Raw genomic sequence first — 15,218 nt, 5'->3', positions numbered from 1 at the left:
CAAGGAATTGACTAAGGTTCTGCAAGACGGTGACCTTACAAATGTAGATGCGAAAGTCCTTGACCAAGCACGAGAAGCTCTCGCTCAAGCAGTTGCCTTCCTAGCCAATGAGAAAGAGTCTGATCACACAGAAGATGAGTTGATTGAGAAACTCAAAGCTATTCTTGCTCAGCTAAGATAAGTTAAGCTTAGACTAGTCGGAAACTAGCTAGAATAGTACTCGAAAGAGCAACGGTGAAAGCCGTTGCTCTTTTTCGTATTTCATAAACATTTCATATTTGAATTTTATAATAGTCTTACAAATATGGAGGTGACAAATGAATCCAATCCAAAGAGCTTGGGCTTATGTCAGCAGAAAACGACTGAGAAGTTTTATTTTATTTCTGATTTTATTGGTCCTATTGGCTGGAATTTCAGCCTGTTTGACTCTGATGAAGTCCAACAAAACAGTTGAAACCAATCTATACAAATCACTCAATACCTCTTTTTCTATTGAGAAGATAGAAAATGGTCAGACTTTCAAGTTGTCAGAGTTAGCGGCTGTAAGCAAGATTAAGGGACTGGAAAATATTTCTCCTGAACTGGAGACGATTGCAAAACTAAAAGACAAGGAAGCGGTGAGTGGCGAGCAGAGCGTGGAGCGTGATGATTTGTCGGCTGCGGATAAGAACTTGGTTAGCTTAACGGCTCTTGAAGATTCATCTAAGGATGTTACCTTTACCAGCTCGGCTTTCAACTTAAAAGAAGGGCGACATCTTCAAAAAGGGGATTCAAAGAAAATCATCATCCACGAAGAGTTGGCTAAGAAGAATAGTCTTTCCCTTCATGACAAGATTGCCTTAGATGCTGGTCAGTCAGAAACTGGTAAAGGACAAACAGTAGAGTTTGAGATTGTCGGCATCTTTTCTGGTAAGAAACAAGAAAAATTCACAGGCTTGTCTTCTGACTTCAGTGAAAACCAGGTCTTTACAGACTATGAAAGTAGCCAAAGTCTTTTGGGAAATGGTGAATCTCTAGTCAGTGCAGCTCGCTTCTATGTAGAAAATCCTAAGGAAATGGACGAACTCATGAAGCAGGTAGAAAACTTGGCCTTGGAAAATCAAGGCTATCAAGTCGAAAAGGAAAACAAGGCTTTTGAACAAATCAAAGACTCAGTTGCTACCTTCCAAACCTTCCTAACCATCTTCCTTTATGGGATGTTGATAGCAGGAGCAGGGGCCTTAATTCTTGTTTTGTCTCTCTGGTTGAGAGAGAGGGTCTACGAAGTGGGAATTTTACTGGCACTTGGAAAAGGCAAGAGCTCGATTTTCCTACAATTCTGTTTAGAGGTAGTTTTGGTATCTCTCGGTGCTTTGCTTCCAGCATTTGCTGCAGGAAACGCCATCACATCTTATCTCCTCCAAACTGTTCTATCCAGTGGAGATCAGGCAAGCTTACAAGACACGCTAGCTAAAGCAAGCAGTTTATCAACCAGCATCCTATCTTTTGCAGAATCCTATGTCTTTCTGTTATTGCTCAGTTGCTTATCTGTAGCCCTTTGTTTTCTATTCTTATTTAGAAAATCGCCTAAGAAAATTTTATCATCTATTAGTTAATACTCTTCGAAAATCTCTTCAAACCGCGTTAGCTGTATCTGCAACCTCAAAGCTGTGCTTTGAGCAACCTGCAGCTAGCTTCCTAGTTTGCTCTTTGATTTTCATTGAGTATAAGAAGGAGAAATCATGACTTTATTACAATTACAAGATCTTACCTATCGTTATAAGAACACTGCTGAGGCAGTTTTATATCAGATCAATTATAATTTTGAACCCGGGAAATTTTACAGTATTATTGGGGAGTCAGGAGCAGGAAAATCCACTCTCTTATCCCTCCTTGCTGGTTTAGATAGTCCTGTTGAAGGTTCGATTCTTTTCCAAGGAGAGGACATTCGTAAGAAGGGCTATTCCTACCATCGCATGCACCATATTTCCCTGGTCTTTCAAAATTATAACTTGATAGATTATCTTTCTCCGCTGGAAAATATCCGCTTGGTCAACAAAAAGGCAAGCAAGGATACACTTCTTGAGCTTGGTTTGGATGAAAGTCAGATCAAGCGGAATGTTCTCCAGTTATCAGGTGGTCAACAACAACGTGTTGCCATTGCTCGTAGTTTGGTCTCAGAAGCTCCAGTTATTCTCGCTGATGAGCCAACAGGAAATCTGGATCCTAAAACTGCTGGAGATATTGTCGAACTGCTCAAATCACTTGCCCAGAAAACAGGTAAATGTGTCATCGTCGTAACCCACAGCAAAGAAGTGGCACAAGCATCAGATATTACACTTGAGTTGAAGGACAAGAAACTGACTGAAATATAGAATCTAGTTATTAAACTTTAAAATAGTATTAGCTGGTAACCAGATACGTGTAAAGTAATAATAAACGAAGTGAGTCTTTAACAACTATTTCCCGCAGTAGTGATAGCCTAGATAATAACAAAGTTATTATCTAGGCCGGAATTTTTGAGACATACGGCTCAAAAATTAGGGATGAAATTCCTACAGGAAGTTGCTCCCGTCCGCACAATCTAAGGGAAATAGTAAAAAAATAATTTATATAAGTTATAAGACATTGAAATAGAGCAACATCTAGAAAGGAAACCTATGTTACACAACGCATTTGCCTATGTTACAAGGAAGTTTTTCAAATCGATTGTCATCTTCCTGATTATTCTCCTTATGGCGAGCTTGAGTTTGGTCGGCTTGTCGATCAAGGGAGCTACTGCCAAAGCTTCTCAGGAGACCTTTAAAAATATCACCAACAGCTTCTCCATGCAAATCAATCGTCGCGTTAATCAAGGGACGCCACGTGGTGCTGGGAATATTAAGGGTGAAGACATCAAAAAAATCACTGAAAACAAGGCCATTGAGTCTTATGTGAAACGCATCAATGCTATCGGAGATTTGACTGGATATGACCTCATTGAAACTCCAGAAACCAAGAAAAATCTGACACCTGACCGTGCTAAACATTTTGGAAGTAGCTTGATGATTACAGGTGTCAATGACTCCTCTAAAGAAGACAAGTTTGTCTCTGGTTCTTATAAGCTGGTCGAAGGTGAGCACCTAACAAACGATGACAAAGACAAGATTCTCCTGCACAAGGACTTGGCAGCCAAACACGGCTGGAAAGTCGGGGATAAGGTCAAACTAGACTCCAATATCTACGATGCCGATAATGAAAAAGGAGCCAAGGAAACAGTCCAAGTGACAATCAAGGGACTCTTTGATGGTCATAATAAGTCAGCAGTAACTTACTCACAAGAGCTTTACGAAAATACAGCCATCACAGACATCCATACTGCTGCTAAACTATATGGTTATACAGAAGACACAGCTATTTATGGGGACGCAACCTTCTTTGTAACAGCGGATAAGAACTTGGATGATGTTATGAAAGAGTTGAGTGGCATCAGCGGTATCAACTGGAAGAGCTACACACTTGTGAAGAGCTCCTCTAACTACCCAGCTCTTGAGCAATCCATCTCTGGTATGTATAAGATGGCCAACCTCCTCTTCTGGGGTAGCTTGAGCTTCTCAGTCCTTCTCCTTGCACTCTTGCTTGGTCTTTGGATCAATGCCCGTCGCAAGGAAGTGGGTATTCTCCTCTCTATCGGTCTCAAGCAGGCAAGTATCTTGGGTCAATTTATCACCGAATCCATCTTGATTGCCATTCCTGCTCTCGTTTCTGCTTACTTCCTAGCCAACTACACTGCCCGTGCAATTGGAAACACTGTCCTTGCCAATGTGACTTCAGGTGTTGCCAAACAGGCTAGCAAGGCGGCTCAAGCCTCTAATCTTGGTGGTGGTGCAGAAGTAGATGGCTTTAACAAGACCTTGTCGAGCCTAGATATTTCCATTCAGACATCAGACTTTATCATCGTCTTTGTCCTTGCTTTAGTTCTAGTGGTTCTCGTTATGGCGCTTGCATCAAGCAATCTCCTCAGAAAACAACCAAAAGAACTTCTGCTGGATGGTGAATAATACTGATGCTAGACTGAAAAATGAGGCTAGCAACTGAAAGTTCTAAAATGATAAATGAAGTAGAAAGCAATGGTGAAAATCATTGCTTTCAGTTGCTTTCTTTGTACTTTAGTACTTAAATATGATATACTAAGGTTATGGAATTTATTAGAAAGGAGTTTCGCAACTTATATATGGAATTGTGCATAAAAATCTATAGAAATCTTATCTTGAAAATAGATAGATAAATCTGTAGAAGCCTATCCATATCGCAAACATAGGCTAGTAGACCTAGGCAGGGTCTACCTTGGAAAATATAGAATAGTGAGGAAAAATAAACATTATGAGACAAACAAATGTTAGAGGAAGCTTGTCCCTCCGTGGCTTTAGAAAATTGAGAACTGGTGCAATTGTTGCGACAGGTGTGATTCTACTGGGTCTGGGCTTTTTAGCTCCAACTGTGTCAGCCAGTGAACAAGATGGTGTCTGGGTAGCCAGAACAGTTGAGGAAGTGAAAGCTGACCTTCAAAAAGAAGGTGATTTATTTAAGTATGTCATTAAATGGGGAGATACATTAAGTGTTATCAGCGAAGCAAGCAATATCCCTGTAGATGTACTTCAAGAAATGAATCAAGCTTCAGGCAAGAATTTATTCTTACCGCACAATGAATTGTACTTTACTAAAGCTGAAACGGTTTCAGATACAGTCACAAAACACAAGATTGTCATCAAAGAAAGTGGTGCAAGTGGCGAAGTTCGCACTTACGAAGTCTTGCTCAAGAAAGATCAGGAAACAAAAGCTGTTACCTTTGAATTAACAGATGTCACTGAGAAAGTTGAAAAAATGACTGTGAACTATAGCCCAGTCTATCAGCCTGTATCAGCACCAGTAGTGGAAAGAGCGGAAGAATCGGGTGAAAAGCCTGCCTCAGAAGCACCAGCTGTGACAAGCCCAGAAGTTAACGCAGAAACAGAAGCTCCAGTAGCACCAAAAGCAGAAGACGCAGCGACTACACCAGCACCAAAAGAAACAGCACCAGAGGTGGTAACACCAGCTGAATCAACTGAATCAAAAGTAACAGAGCCAGAGGCAGCGAAACCAGTCGTACCAAAAGCAGAAACTCCAACGCCGAAAGTTGAAGAGTCAGCAGAATCGGCTGAACCAAAAACAGAAGCACCGACAACTCCGGAAAATAAAGAAGAACAACCAGGTGCAACAGAAACACCGGAACCAGAAGTAACAGAGTCAGAGGTAGCGAAACCAGCTGAACCAAAAGAAGCAGATTCAACTTCAGAAAAAGAAACTGAAGAAGTAGGAACAGAAGTAAAACCAGCTCCAAAAGAAACAGGAGAAGAAGGTAAAGCGGAGGATTCAGTTTCATCAACTGTCTCTGAAGGTGAGTCAACAGCTACGCAACCAGCTGTAGAAGCAGAAACAGCTGAACCAAAAGAAACAGAGCCAGAGGTGGCAAAACCGGCTACACCAAAAGAAGAAGGAACAACAGCAGAAGCAGGAACAGAAGTAAATCCAACTGCAAAAGAAGATGCACCTGAAGGAACAGTGGAATCAGAATCAGCACCAAAAGAAAATGCAACAGAAGGAACAGTTTCAGAAGCTTCGGGAGAAGAATCAGGAGCAATAGGAGAAACTTCAGGAGCAACATCGGGAGATGAAGAAAAAGAAGAAAAAGAAACTGAAGAAGCAGGAACAGAAGTTAAACAGGCTCCAAACGAAGCGAAAGAAACTGAAGAATCAGAAGCCAACCCAACACCTAAAGAAAATGTAACAGAAGCACCAGCAGAAGCTTCAGGAGAAACAGAAGGAGCTTCAACAGAATCACCTGAAGCAGAAGGAAGTGTAGACTCAACACCTAAAGAATCTACAACCGAAGGAAAAGAGTCAGCAGAAGGAGTACCAGGAACAGTGGACTCAGCGCCAGCTCCAAAAGAAACTGAAGAAGCAGGAGCAACAGCAGAAGAAACCCCAGCTCCAAAAGAAAATAAAACAGAAGGAACTACACCAGGTGCAACAGCAGAAGCAGGGGAAACAACAGGAGAAGCTTCAGGAACAGCAGGGGAATCAACTGAACCGAAAGATAGTGTAGAATCAACACCTGAAGGAACAGGTTCAGAAGTAGCTACACCAGGTGCAACAGCAGGAGAGTCATCAGAATCAGGTTCAGCAGCTACAGAAAGCGAAGAAACAGGAGCAAGTCAACCTGTAGCCTCAACATCTAGTTCGGATGATTCAACACCAAAAGCAAAAGAACAGCCATCAGAAACAGCCTCAACATCAGCACCAGGAGAAGTAGCGAATGGAACTGAAGGAACAGAGGTAGAGGCGCCAACAGCAGGAACAGAGACGACAGGAGCTTCTAGTACAACAACAGAAACAAACTCAGGAAATCCAGGAACAGAAGTTGAAGAATCAGGACAATCAACTGAAGAAGTTGTAACACCAACTCCAGTAACAGACAATTCCCCTTCAGATACAGGAACTACAAATCAACCTGTCGCTTCAAATCCAAGTTCTGAAGCGACAACACCATCAGCTAAAGATTCAGCTTCAGGAGATACAACAGCTCCAGAAACCTCGACAAATACAGAAGAATCTGGCGATCAATCAGTTGATTCATCGCATTCAGGAGCAGAATCAGCAACTGAAGTAACAGAAAAAGCACCTTCAGGAGAAGCAGAGGAAAATTCACAAAATACTGAATCTTCGACTGGAGACGTAAACTCAGAGTTACCTAAATCAGATTCAGAAAAACCTCAAGCCGATGAACCAGCTGTAGAACATCAAGATTCAGAGCAGTCTTTAAAGAAAGAAACTGAAGACAGTAATAAAGATGCGATTGACGACCAAAAGAAAGAAACTGAAGAAAATATTAAAAATAGTAATTTAAGTGAGGAGCGGAAAACACAAGCACTTGAAAAAGTAGAACAACTTACTGAAGAGTATCACAAGAAGCTTGCTGAAGAAAACGATACGGAGAAACAAGCAGCTCTTGTAGATGAATATCGTGATAAATTAAATGAAATTGAGACACCAGGTGTAACTTATGAAAGTCCTGATTTCAAGAAACCAATCGAAAGCCATGCTGGCGGAACAACTATTGATGAAAATAGTACAGTAGCAAACAGCGCACTAACTTCTAGCAATCCATCTTCTCAGCCGTCCTCATCTGAAGACTCATCACAAACACAACCTGCGGCAACGTCAGACAGTTCTACAACTGGTAACTCAGGATTCCGAAGTGCAGGAACTTACCAACCTCGAGTAACTCGTCGTCGGAGAAGTATTGAGGAACCTCAAAACACAGTTTCACTTTATTATAATTTTGATGGTATGAAAGATATTCCAGGTTTCTTTGGTGATCCTGGTGAAGACAATACTGTTACGATTCCTGCTGGAACAAGTAAAGAACGGGCAAAAGAATTAGTTGAAGCAAAAATTCAAGCCAAGATAAAAGACCTAGCTGCTAGAGGGTATCAAGTAAAAAATGAGATAGTATTTGAGGAAGATACGGATGTTAAGAATTATAACTACGTAGTCACTTTCACTAAGCAAACTACAGGAACTACAGGGTTCAGAATGGCTCCGGCAGTTCAACCACGCGCTAGCAGAAATCGTAGAAGTCTAGAACAGCCAGCTCCTCAAAAGGTCAAAGTCAATGTTTTTTATAACTTTGATCAAATGAAAGATATTGCAGGTTTCCTAGGAGCTATCAATGAAACTCCTCTTGAAGTCGCAGCTGGTTCAACAGATGATGAAGTAAAAGTAGCAGTCAAGAACCAAGTTGATGCCAAGAAAGAGGAATTACGTAAACGTGGTTATACTGTTAAAGAAGACTATCTCTATAAAAACAATGGGAAAGATTATAACTACGTCTTAACATTTTCAAAAACCAAATAACCTTCATTCCACAGGGAGTGAAATGCAAGCAGAGAGAGCGATAGGCTCTCTTTGTTTTATCTAGTGGTCAGTTGTTTACAGACAAAAGGCCAGCAAGAGACTATAATAGAAAATAGAGTAGGTAGTTATTCTAAGAAAAATAAAAAATAGAGAGCAGTTAAAGTATGAAAATTTTAATTGTAGAAGATGAAGAAATGATCCGCGAGGGGATCAGTGACTATTTGACAGATTGTGGCTATGAAACCATTGAGGCGGCGGACGGTCAAGAAGCCTTAGAAAAATTTTCAAGCTATGAGGTAGCCTTGGTTTTACTGGATATTCAGATGCCCAAGCTTAATGGTCTGGAAGTACTAGCTGAGATTCGCAAAAGCAGCCAAGTCCCTGTCTTGATGTTAACAGCCTTTCAGGATGAGGAATACAAGATGAGTGCCTTTGCCTCTCTGGCAGATGGCTATCTGGAAAAGCCCTTCTCCCTCTCCCTCTTAAAAGTGAGGGTGGACGCGATTTTCAAGCGCTATTACGATACAGGACGAATTTTCTCTTATAAGGATGCCAAGGTGGATTTTGAAAGTTACAGTGCCAGCCTAGCAGGTGAGGAAGTAGCTATCAATGCCAAAGAGTTGGAAATTCTTGATTATTTGGTTAAAAATGAAGGACGAGCCTTGACTCGTTCTCAGATAATCGATGCCGTCTGGAAAGCGACAGATGAGGTTCCCTTTGACCGTGTCATTGATGTTTATATCAAGGAATTGCGGAAAAAACTAGACCTGGACTGCATCCTCACTGTGCGCAATGTTGGTTATAAATTGGAGCGAAAATGAAACGAACAGGTTTATTTACAAAGATATTTATCTATACCTTCTCGATTTTTAGTGTTCTGGTTATCTGCCTTCATTTAGCTATTTATTTTCTTTTTCCTTCGACTTATCTGAGCCACCGTCAAGAAACTATTGGTCAGAAAGCGACAGCCATTGCCCGGTCACTCGAAGGAAAGGATAGGCAGAGTATAGAGCAAGTGTTAGACCTATATTCCCAGACCAGTGATATCAAGGGGGGCGTCAAGGGAGAGATGACCGAGGACAAGTTAGAAGTCAAGGACAATCTTCCTCTGGACACAGACCGCCAGACTACCTCCCTCTTTATCGAGGAGCGCGAGGTGACAACGCAGGACGGTGGTACCATGACTCTCCAGTTTCTTGCTTCCATGGATTTGCAAAAGGAAGCAGAGCAAATCAGTCTCCAATTTCTCCCCTATACCTTGCTGGCATCCTTTCTAATTTCCCTCTTGGTGGCCTACATCTATGCTCGGACCATTGTTGCCCCCATTTTGGAAATCAAGCGGGTGACCCGTCGGATGATGGAACTGGATACTCAAGTGCGATTGCGCGTGGATTCTAAGGATGAGATTGGTGATCTCAAGGAACAAATCAATAGCCTCTACCAGCATCTTTTGACTGTCATTGCGGACTTGCATGACAAGAATGAAGCTATTCTCCAGCTGGAAAAGATGAAGGTCGAATTCCTACGAGGGGCTTCTCATGAATTGAAAACACCGCTGGCTAGTTTGAAAATCCTGATCGAAAACATGAAAGAAAATGTCGGTCGTTATAAGGATAGAGATCGCTATCTGGGAGTAGCCTTAGGAATTGTGGATGAGCTTAATCACCATGTTCTCCAGATACTTTCCCTCTCTTCTGTGCAGGAATTACGAGATGATAGGGAAACAATTGACCTACACCAGATGACGCAAAGTCTGGTTAAGGATTATGCCTTACTAGCCAAGGAAAGAGAGCTTCAGATTGATAATAGCTTGTCCCATCAGCAGGCTTATCTAAATCCATCTGTCATGAAATTGATCCTATCTAATCTCATCAGCAACGCCATCAAGCACTCTGTTCCAGGTGGCTTAGTTCGCATTGGAGAAAGAGAAGGGGAACTTTTTATAGAAAATAGCTGCAGTCCAGAAGAACAAGAAAAACTAGCCCAGTCTTTTTCTGATAATGCTAGTCGCAAGGCCAAGGGGTCTGGGATGGGACTCTTTGTGGTCAAGAGTCTATTGGAACATGAAAAATTAGCTTATCGTTTTGAGATGGCGGAGAATCGTTTAACCTTCTTTATAGCTTTTCCAAAACTAGCCCAAGACTAGGGAGAGAAAGGGTTTACATAGATGAAGATAGAAGAAATTCAATCGAAACTGCGGGAAAAACTAGATTTTTTTGTCAAAAAGTGATAAAATGAACAATGTAAATGGGATGACCCATAAAAATATACAGGAGGCCTGATAAAATGGCAATCGTTTCAGCAGAAAAATTTGTCCAAGCAGCTCGTGACAACGGTTATGCAGTTGGTGGATTTAACACAAACAACCTTGAGTGGACTCAAGCTATCTTGCGCGCAGCAGAAGCTAAAAAAGCTCCAGTTTTGATCCAAACTTCAATGGGTGCTGCTAAATACATGGGTGGTTACAAAGTTGCTCGCAACTTGATCGCTAACCTTGTTGAATCAATGGGTATCACTGTACCAGTAGCTATCCACCTTGACCACGGTCACTACGAAGATGCACTTGAGTGTATCGAAGTTGGTTACACTTCAATCATGTTTGATGGTTCACACCTTCCAGTTGAAGAAAACCTTAAATTGGCTAAAGACGTTGTTGAAAAAGCACACGCTAAAGGTATCTCAGTAGAAGCTGAAGTTGGTACTATCGGTGGTGAAGAAGACGGAATCATCGGTAAAGGTGAATTGGCTCCAATCGAAGACGCTAAAGCAATGGTTGAAACTGGTATCGACTTCTTGGCAGCTGGTATCGGTAACATCCACGGTCCTTACCCAGCAAACTGGGAAGGTCTTGACCTTGACCACTTGCAAAAATTGACAGAAGCTCTTCCAGGCTTCCCAATCGTATTACACGGTGGATCAGGTATTCCTGATGAGCAAATCCAAGCAGCTATCAAACTTGGTGTTGCCAAAGTTAACGTTAACACTGAATGCCAAATCGCATTCGCTAACGCAACTCGTAAATTTGCTCGTGATTACGAAGCAAACGAAGCAGAATACGACAAGAAAAAACTCTTCGACCCACGTAAATTCTTGGCTGACGGTGTAAAAGCTATCCAAGCATCAGTTGAAGAACGTATCGACGTATTCGGTTCAGAAGGTAAAGCTTAATCTAGCTGAATAATACAGAGAAGACCTGCCCATTGGGTGGGTTTTTTTGGTGTGAATATATTGTAGAAGAACCAATATTAAGTTGCTAAAAGGTTCTATTTTTTGTACAATAATGCTATGAAAAAACTAAAACAATGTGGTCTTGCCTTTCTTAGTTTCATTCTTTTGTTTTTACTCGCTACATTCATCTTTCACCGTATCAGTTTGGAAAAGGAACAAGCCTCACTGACACCTATGGGACAACAAGTTCTCGTCGATGGACATCAAATGAATGTTTACGTTGAAGGGAATGGTCCTGAGACTATAGTAGTTCTCTCAGGTGCCGGTATTGCTTCTCCTATATTGGACTTTAAAGAAGTATCGGAATCCTTATCGAAACGGTATAAGGTAGTCATCGTGGAACGAGCAGGATATGGTTATAGTGATGATAGCAATCATTCAAGAGATGTGATGGAGGTTTTGTCTGAGACGCGTCAAGCTCTTTCACAAGCAAATGTCAAAGGTCCTTTTATCATTTTGTCTCATTCCATGGCTAGTCTAGAGAGTCTGGCTTGGCAGGAGAAGTTTCCTGATGAAGTGAAAGCTTTGATTGGTTTAGATTGGGCACTGCCAGCTAGTTATGAGAATTTAAAGCAAAATCAGACCTTAATCACTGTGGCATTTTGGAGCAGTAAGATTGGCTTATTACGCCACTTCCCTGAGTCCTTTTATATAAAAAATCGAACTCTGATTGAAACTGAACAAAAACAATATAAAATTCTAGCTTATAAGCAGTTGATGTCACAAGCCATGCTTCATGAATCCCAAACGGTAAAGGAAAATGCCAAGAAAGTTCCCTCAAGCATCAATCCGAAAATTCCCACCTTACTACTGGTGTCTAACGGTCAAGGTACTAGTTTTGGTCAATCAGAATGGCAGCACTTTGCAGAGAAATTTGCTAGTGAACAGTCTAATGTGAAAGTCATCTATATGGATGCACCACACGACCTTTATCATTATCAAAATCATGAGGTTGTTTCTCGCATTGAAGATTTTTTAAAGAGGAATTGAGGCGTTAGAAATCATTTTAGACTGATGACAATAATTAAATGCTGAAGGATTAACAGTAAAATCGTGAGTTTTTTCGATTAAAAAAATTCTTTTTCTTATCAACCAACCTACCCATTGGGTGGGTTTTTTGTGTTTTAAGTTGCCCGTTTTAGTATAGTAAACTGGATCTAGACTAGCACAATGCTTCTTCTATGGTGTTTTGAAACTGGAATAGGACGCCATGACTGCTAAAAGATTTCTATAAATTCATTTGATTTTCCTAATCAATTTGTTCGTATCCTATTTGATCTCACTATAAAACATTCTTATCAATTGATTTGAATACTAAAATTCCATCGCTCCGGTCTTATTTCATTTGGCTATAAAAAACTCTCCTAGAATTCTCAGGAGAGTATGAGTGGTTATTTAAACTTGAATCCTTCGTAAATAAGCTCTGCTTTGGGATTTTTTTTCTTAATCTGTTTGGCAAGTGACTTCATCATAGAAAGAGGACCACACATATAGACGGTTGCCTGTTCGGGTACTTCTTCTTGATCAAAATTAAGATAGCCATCTTTCCTACTGTCGACTAGATGGAGTTCAAAATTAGGATTTTTCTGAGCATAGTTACGGAGCCAATCTAGGTAGACTGCATTTTCCTCTCCACGGAAGCTATAGTAGAAGTGAACCTGTTTATCTAAAATAGGATGTTCACGGATGTAAGAGATGAAAGGGGTAATCCCAATACCTCCAGCAATCCAAACTTGATTTTCTCGTCCTTCTTCTATAATCATGTGCCCGTAAGCTCTGTCTACACTTACTTTGCTGCCGACTTGAAGATTGTTATAGATATTCTTGGTATGGTCGCCTGAATTTTTAACAGTAAAGTAAAGAGTTTGACCATGACCTCCTGAGATAGAAAAGGGATGTGGAGCACTTTCAAAACCTTCTTGGAAAATCTTTAGGAAGGCAAATTGTCCTGATTGATAGTTGAAAGGTCTGCTAAGATGGATTTGAATTTCTCTAGTATCGTGATTTAAGCGTTTGAGATTGGTAATTTCCCCTAGATAGGGGAAGCCGATCTTTTGATATAGAAAAATGATATAAAAACCAGCCAGTAATCCTAAAAGGGCATAGCTACCAACAAGAAAACTTAGAAGATTAAATGTAAGGAGGCGATTGCCCATCATCATATAGACATGAAAGAGTCCGAAAATATAAGCTAGATAAACCAGACGGTGAATCCATCGCCAAGCTTCGTATTGGATGTATTTACCTAAATAGGCGACAAGGATGATACTGACAAAGATATAGATGGCAAGGTTGCCAAACTGAGCAGCTAAGCGAGAGCCCCACAGACCACCCATACTGAAGTTATGAAAGATGAGTAGGATAATGGAGAGAAAGGCTGTGAATTTGTGGACAGTATAGACCTTCTCCAAACCGTGAAACCAGCTTTCTAGTAGTGGGAGACGAGTGGCTAGGATAAAGGTCAGAGATAGGCTTGTTAAAGCTAGTCCTGGAATCATGAATTGGGGAGAAGTGTTCATCCAAGTCAACATAGTCAAGATAAAACTAGCTATGATAAAGAGTAGTCCTTTGATTGATTTCATAGAAAATTCCATTTCATTTAGATTTTGATTTGTTGTAAATAAATTTGTTACATTTTATCATAGAAAAAGTATGGTGTCAAATTGAGGTCTATAAATATCTACTCTCATCAAAAAACTCTCCAATTTAACTGGAGAGTGGCTATTTATTCTGCAGCTTGTTGCCAACGTTTTGCTAGCATATGAGACAGGCTAGAAATGGCTAGGTTAAAGCTGAAGTAGATGAGGGCAATCAGGATATAAAGACTGAAGACCTGCTCTGGTTCGAAATAACGGCCCATGAGAATTTGGCTAGCTCCAAAGAGTTCTTGTAGGGCGATAACAGAGTAGAGGAGACTGGTATCCTTAATCACGGTAACAAACTGAGAAATGATGGCTGGCAACATTTTGCGAATGGCTTGTGGGAGAATGATGTGGTAGAGGATTTGTGCAGAAGTAAATCCTTGTGACATTCCTGCTTCGTACTGTCCCTTGTCTACGGCATTGAGACCGCCTCGGATAATCTCAGCTAGGGCCGCTGAGGTAAAGAGAGTAAAGGCTGTAATACCTGCTGGAGTGGACTTCATCTTGAAAACCAAAAAGATAGTGAAAATCCAGAGGAGGTTAGGAACATTACGCACAAACTCGATATAAATGCTGGAGATGATTCGCAAGACAGGATTTTTGCCATTTCTCATGACGGCTAGCACTGTACCGATAAGGGTAGAGAGGACGATAGCAATCAGAGAAATATAGAGGGTCAAGCCAAATCCTTTAAAGATAAAGACTAGGTTATCTGGGGTCAAAACTTCTAAAATGGATTCCATAGTAACCTCCTAAAGTGAATAGGCTTTTTTGTTGGCTTGCTCCATCTTGCGACCAAACTGGGCAACAGGGAAGCAGAGAGAAAAGTAGAGAAGGGCAGCGCCTAAAAAGGCTGGAATGTAGTTTCCGTTAAGTGCCGACCAAGACTTGGTCACAAACATCAAGTCCACTCCAGAGATGATAGCGACTGTAGAGGTATTCTTGATGAGGTTAACGATTTGGTTAGTCAAAGGTGGGAGAATGATACGGAAAGCCTGAGGCAAGATAATCAAACGCATAGCACTGATATAGGTAAAACCTTGCGACAAGGCAGCCTCCATCTGACCGCTAGGAATAGACTGAATCCCTGAGCGAATCACCTCAGCGATATAGGCGCCGTGATAGAGACCCACGCAGAGAACAGCTGTCCAATAAATCGGAATCATGATGGTGTGGTCACTGATAAGAGGTAGTCCATAAAAGACGATAACAAACTGCACCAAGAGGGGAGTGTTTTGGTAAAATTCCACAAAGATGCGAGCTAAAATGCGCAAAATTGGACGTTTGCTGGTTGACATGGCTCCAAAGAAGATGCCCAAGACCATGGCGAGGATAAAGGATCCGATAGCTAGGGCAAGGGTGAAGAGGAAACCATTGAAAAATTGTCCAAAATCCTGAAAATAGGCTGTCCAAGATGATAAATCTGTCATGATG

General features: G+C 41.1%; 11 protein-coding genes and 1 pseudogene. 9 read left to right on the top strand and 3 right to left on the bottom strand.

What is annotated here, in order from left to right; all coding sequences use genetic code 11:
• The 9 genes and pseudogenes from HT711_RS07620 to HT711_RS07580 form a co-directional block, all read left to right on the top strand.
• Window positions 1-181, top strand: a pseudogene (locus HT711_RS07620) (hypothetical protein); the annotation flags it as partial.
• A gap of 136 nt (window positions 182-317) precedes the next feature.
• Window positions 318-1,595: an ABC transporter permease gene (locus HT711_RS07615; RefSeq protein ID WP_164227010.1), complete on the top strand. Its 1,278-nt coding sequence runs from the start codon at window positions 318-320 to the stop codon at window positions 1,593-1,595.
• A gap of 126 nt (window positions 1,596-1,721) precedes the next feature.
• Window positions 1,722-2,354 carry an ABC transporter ATP-binding subunit Vex2 gene (gene vex2 / locus HT711_RS07610; protein ID WP_050242291.1) on the top strand — a complete coding sequence of 211 codons (633 nt, stop codon included), beginning with the start codon at window positions 1,722-1,724 and terminating at the stop codon, window positions 2,352-2,354.
• 285 nt (window positions 2,355-2,639) lie between these two features.
• A complete protein-coding gene (gene vex3 / locus HT711_RS07605; protein ID WP_173249943.1) occupies window positions 2,640-4,019 on the top strand; it encodes an ABC transporter permease subunit Vex3 in 1,380 nt (459 codons plus the stop codon).
• A gap of 322 nt (window positions 4,020-4,341) precedes the next feature.
• Window positions 4,342-7,914, top strand: a complete 3,573-nt coding sequence (locus HT711_RS07600) for a LysM peptidoglycan-binding domain-containing protein (RefSeq protein WP_173249941.1) — start codon at window positions 4,342-4,344, stop codon at window positions 7,912-7,914.
• A gap of 164 nt (window positions 7,915-8,078) precedes the next feature.
• A complete protein-coding gene (vncR, locus tag HT711_RS07595; protein ID WP_173219999.1) occupies window positions 8,079-8,735 on the top strand; it encodes a response regulator transcription factor VncR in 657 nt (218 codons plus the stop codon).
• The gene (vncS, locus tag HT711_RS07590; RefSeq protein ID WP_173249939.1) at window positions 8,732-10,060 is read left to right on the top strand and encodes a sensor histidine kinase VncS; all 1,329 of its coding nucleotides are present in this window, start codon (window positions 8,732-8,734) and stop codon (window positions 10,058-10,060) included. The genes vncR and vncS overlap by 4 nt, the downstream gene beginning before the upstream one ends.
• 140 nt (window positions 10,061-10,200) lie before the next feature.
• On the top strand, window positions 10,201-11,082 hold the full coding sequence (locus tag HT711_RS07585; RefSeq protein ID WP_001018997.1) for a class II fructose-bisphosphate aldolase: 882 nt from the start codon (window positions 10,201-10,203) through the stop codon (window positions 11,080-11,082).
• A 117-nt stretch (window positions 11,083-11,199) separates the two neighbouring features.
• Window positions 11,200-12,132, top strand: coding sequence for an alpha/beta hydrolase (locus HT711_RS07580; RefSeq protein ID WP_173249937.1), 933 nt, complete (start codon window positions 11,200-11,202; stop codon window positions 12,130-12,132).
• Window positions 12,133-12,533: 401 nt separating this feature from the next.
• Here the strand turns inward: HT711_RS07580 and HT711_RS07575 are convergent, their stop codons facing one another.
• From HT711_RS07575 to HT711_RS07565, 3 genes are all read right to left on the bottom strand, one after another.
• A complete protein-coding gene (locus HT711_RS07575) occupies window positions 12,534-13,724 on the bottom strand; it encodes a ferric reductase-like transmembrane domain-containing protein (protein WP_173249935.1) in 1,191 nt (396 codons plus the stop codon).
• 143 nt (window positions 13,725-13,867) lie between these two features.
• Window positions 13,868-14,527 carry an amino acid ABC transporter permease gene (locus tag HT711_RS07570; RefSeq protein ID WP_000443889.1) on the bottom strand — a complete coding sequence of 220 codons (660 nt, stop codon included), beginning with the start codon at window positions 14,525-14,527 and terminating at the stop codon, window positions 13,868-13,870.
• 9 nt (window positions 14,528-14,536) lie between these two features.
• Window positions 14,537-15,214, bottom strand: coding sequence for an ABC transporter permease subunit (locus HT711_RS07565; RefSeq protein WP_000131145.1), 678 nt, complete (start codon window positions 15,212-15,214; stop codon window positions 14,537-14,539).
• Between the last annotated feature and the right edge of the window lie 4 nt (window positions 15,215-15,218).

It is taken from the genome of Streptococcus sp. 1032 (assembly GCF_013277015.1).
GTDB lineage: Bacteria > Bacillota > Bacilli > Lactobacillales > Streptococcaceae > Streptococcus.
The sequence above is the reverse complement of the archived record's forward strand: the minus strand, read 5'-3'. Positions and strand labels throughout refer to the sequence as shown.

Bases quoted from the DNA above. Each gene is read 5' to 3' on its own strand.
- HT711_RS07565 (WP_000131145.1), bottom strand. From the start codon at position 15,214: ATGACAGATTTATCATCTTGGACAGCCTATTTTCAGGATTTTGGACAA.
- vex3 (WP_173249943.1), top strand. From the start codon at position 2,640: ATGTTACACAACGCATTTGCCTATGTTACAAGGAAGTTTTTCAAATCG.
- HT711_RS07615 (WP_164227010.1), top strand. From the start codon at position 318: ATGAATCCAATCCAAAGAGCTTGGGCTTATGTCAGCAGAAAACGACTG.
- HT711_RS07570 (WP_000443889.1), bottom strand. From the start codon at position 14,527: ATGGAATCCATTTTAGAAGTTTTGACCCCAGATAACCTAGTCTTTATC.
- HT711_RS07575 (WP_173249935.1), bottom strand. From the start codon at position 13,724: ATGAAATCAATCAAAGGACTACTCTTTATCATAGCTAGTTTTATCTTG.
- vex2 (WP_050242291.1), top strand. From the start codon at position 1,722: ATGACTTTATTACAATTACAAGATCTTACCTATCGTTATAAGAACACT.
- HT711_RS07600 (WP_173249941.1), top strand. From the start codon at position 4,342: ATGAGACAAACAAATGTTAGAGGAAGCTTGTCCCTCCGTGGCTTTAGA.
- HT711_RS07585 (WP_001018997.1), top strand. From the start codon at position 10,201: ATGGCAATCGTTTCAGCAGAAAAATTTGTCCAAGCAGCTCGTGACAAC.
- vncR (WP_173219999.1), top strand. From the start codon at position 8,079: ATGAAAATTTTAATTGTAGAAGATGAAGAAATGATCCGCGAGGGGATC.
- vncS (WP_173249939.1), top strand. From the start codon at position 8,732: ATGAAACGAACAGGTTTATTTACAAAGATATTTATCTATACCTTCTCG.
- HT711_RS07580 (WP_173249937.1), top strand. From the start codon at position 11,200: ATGAAAAAACTAAAACAATGTGGTCTTGCCTTTCTTAGTTTCATTCTT.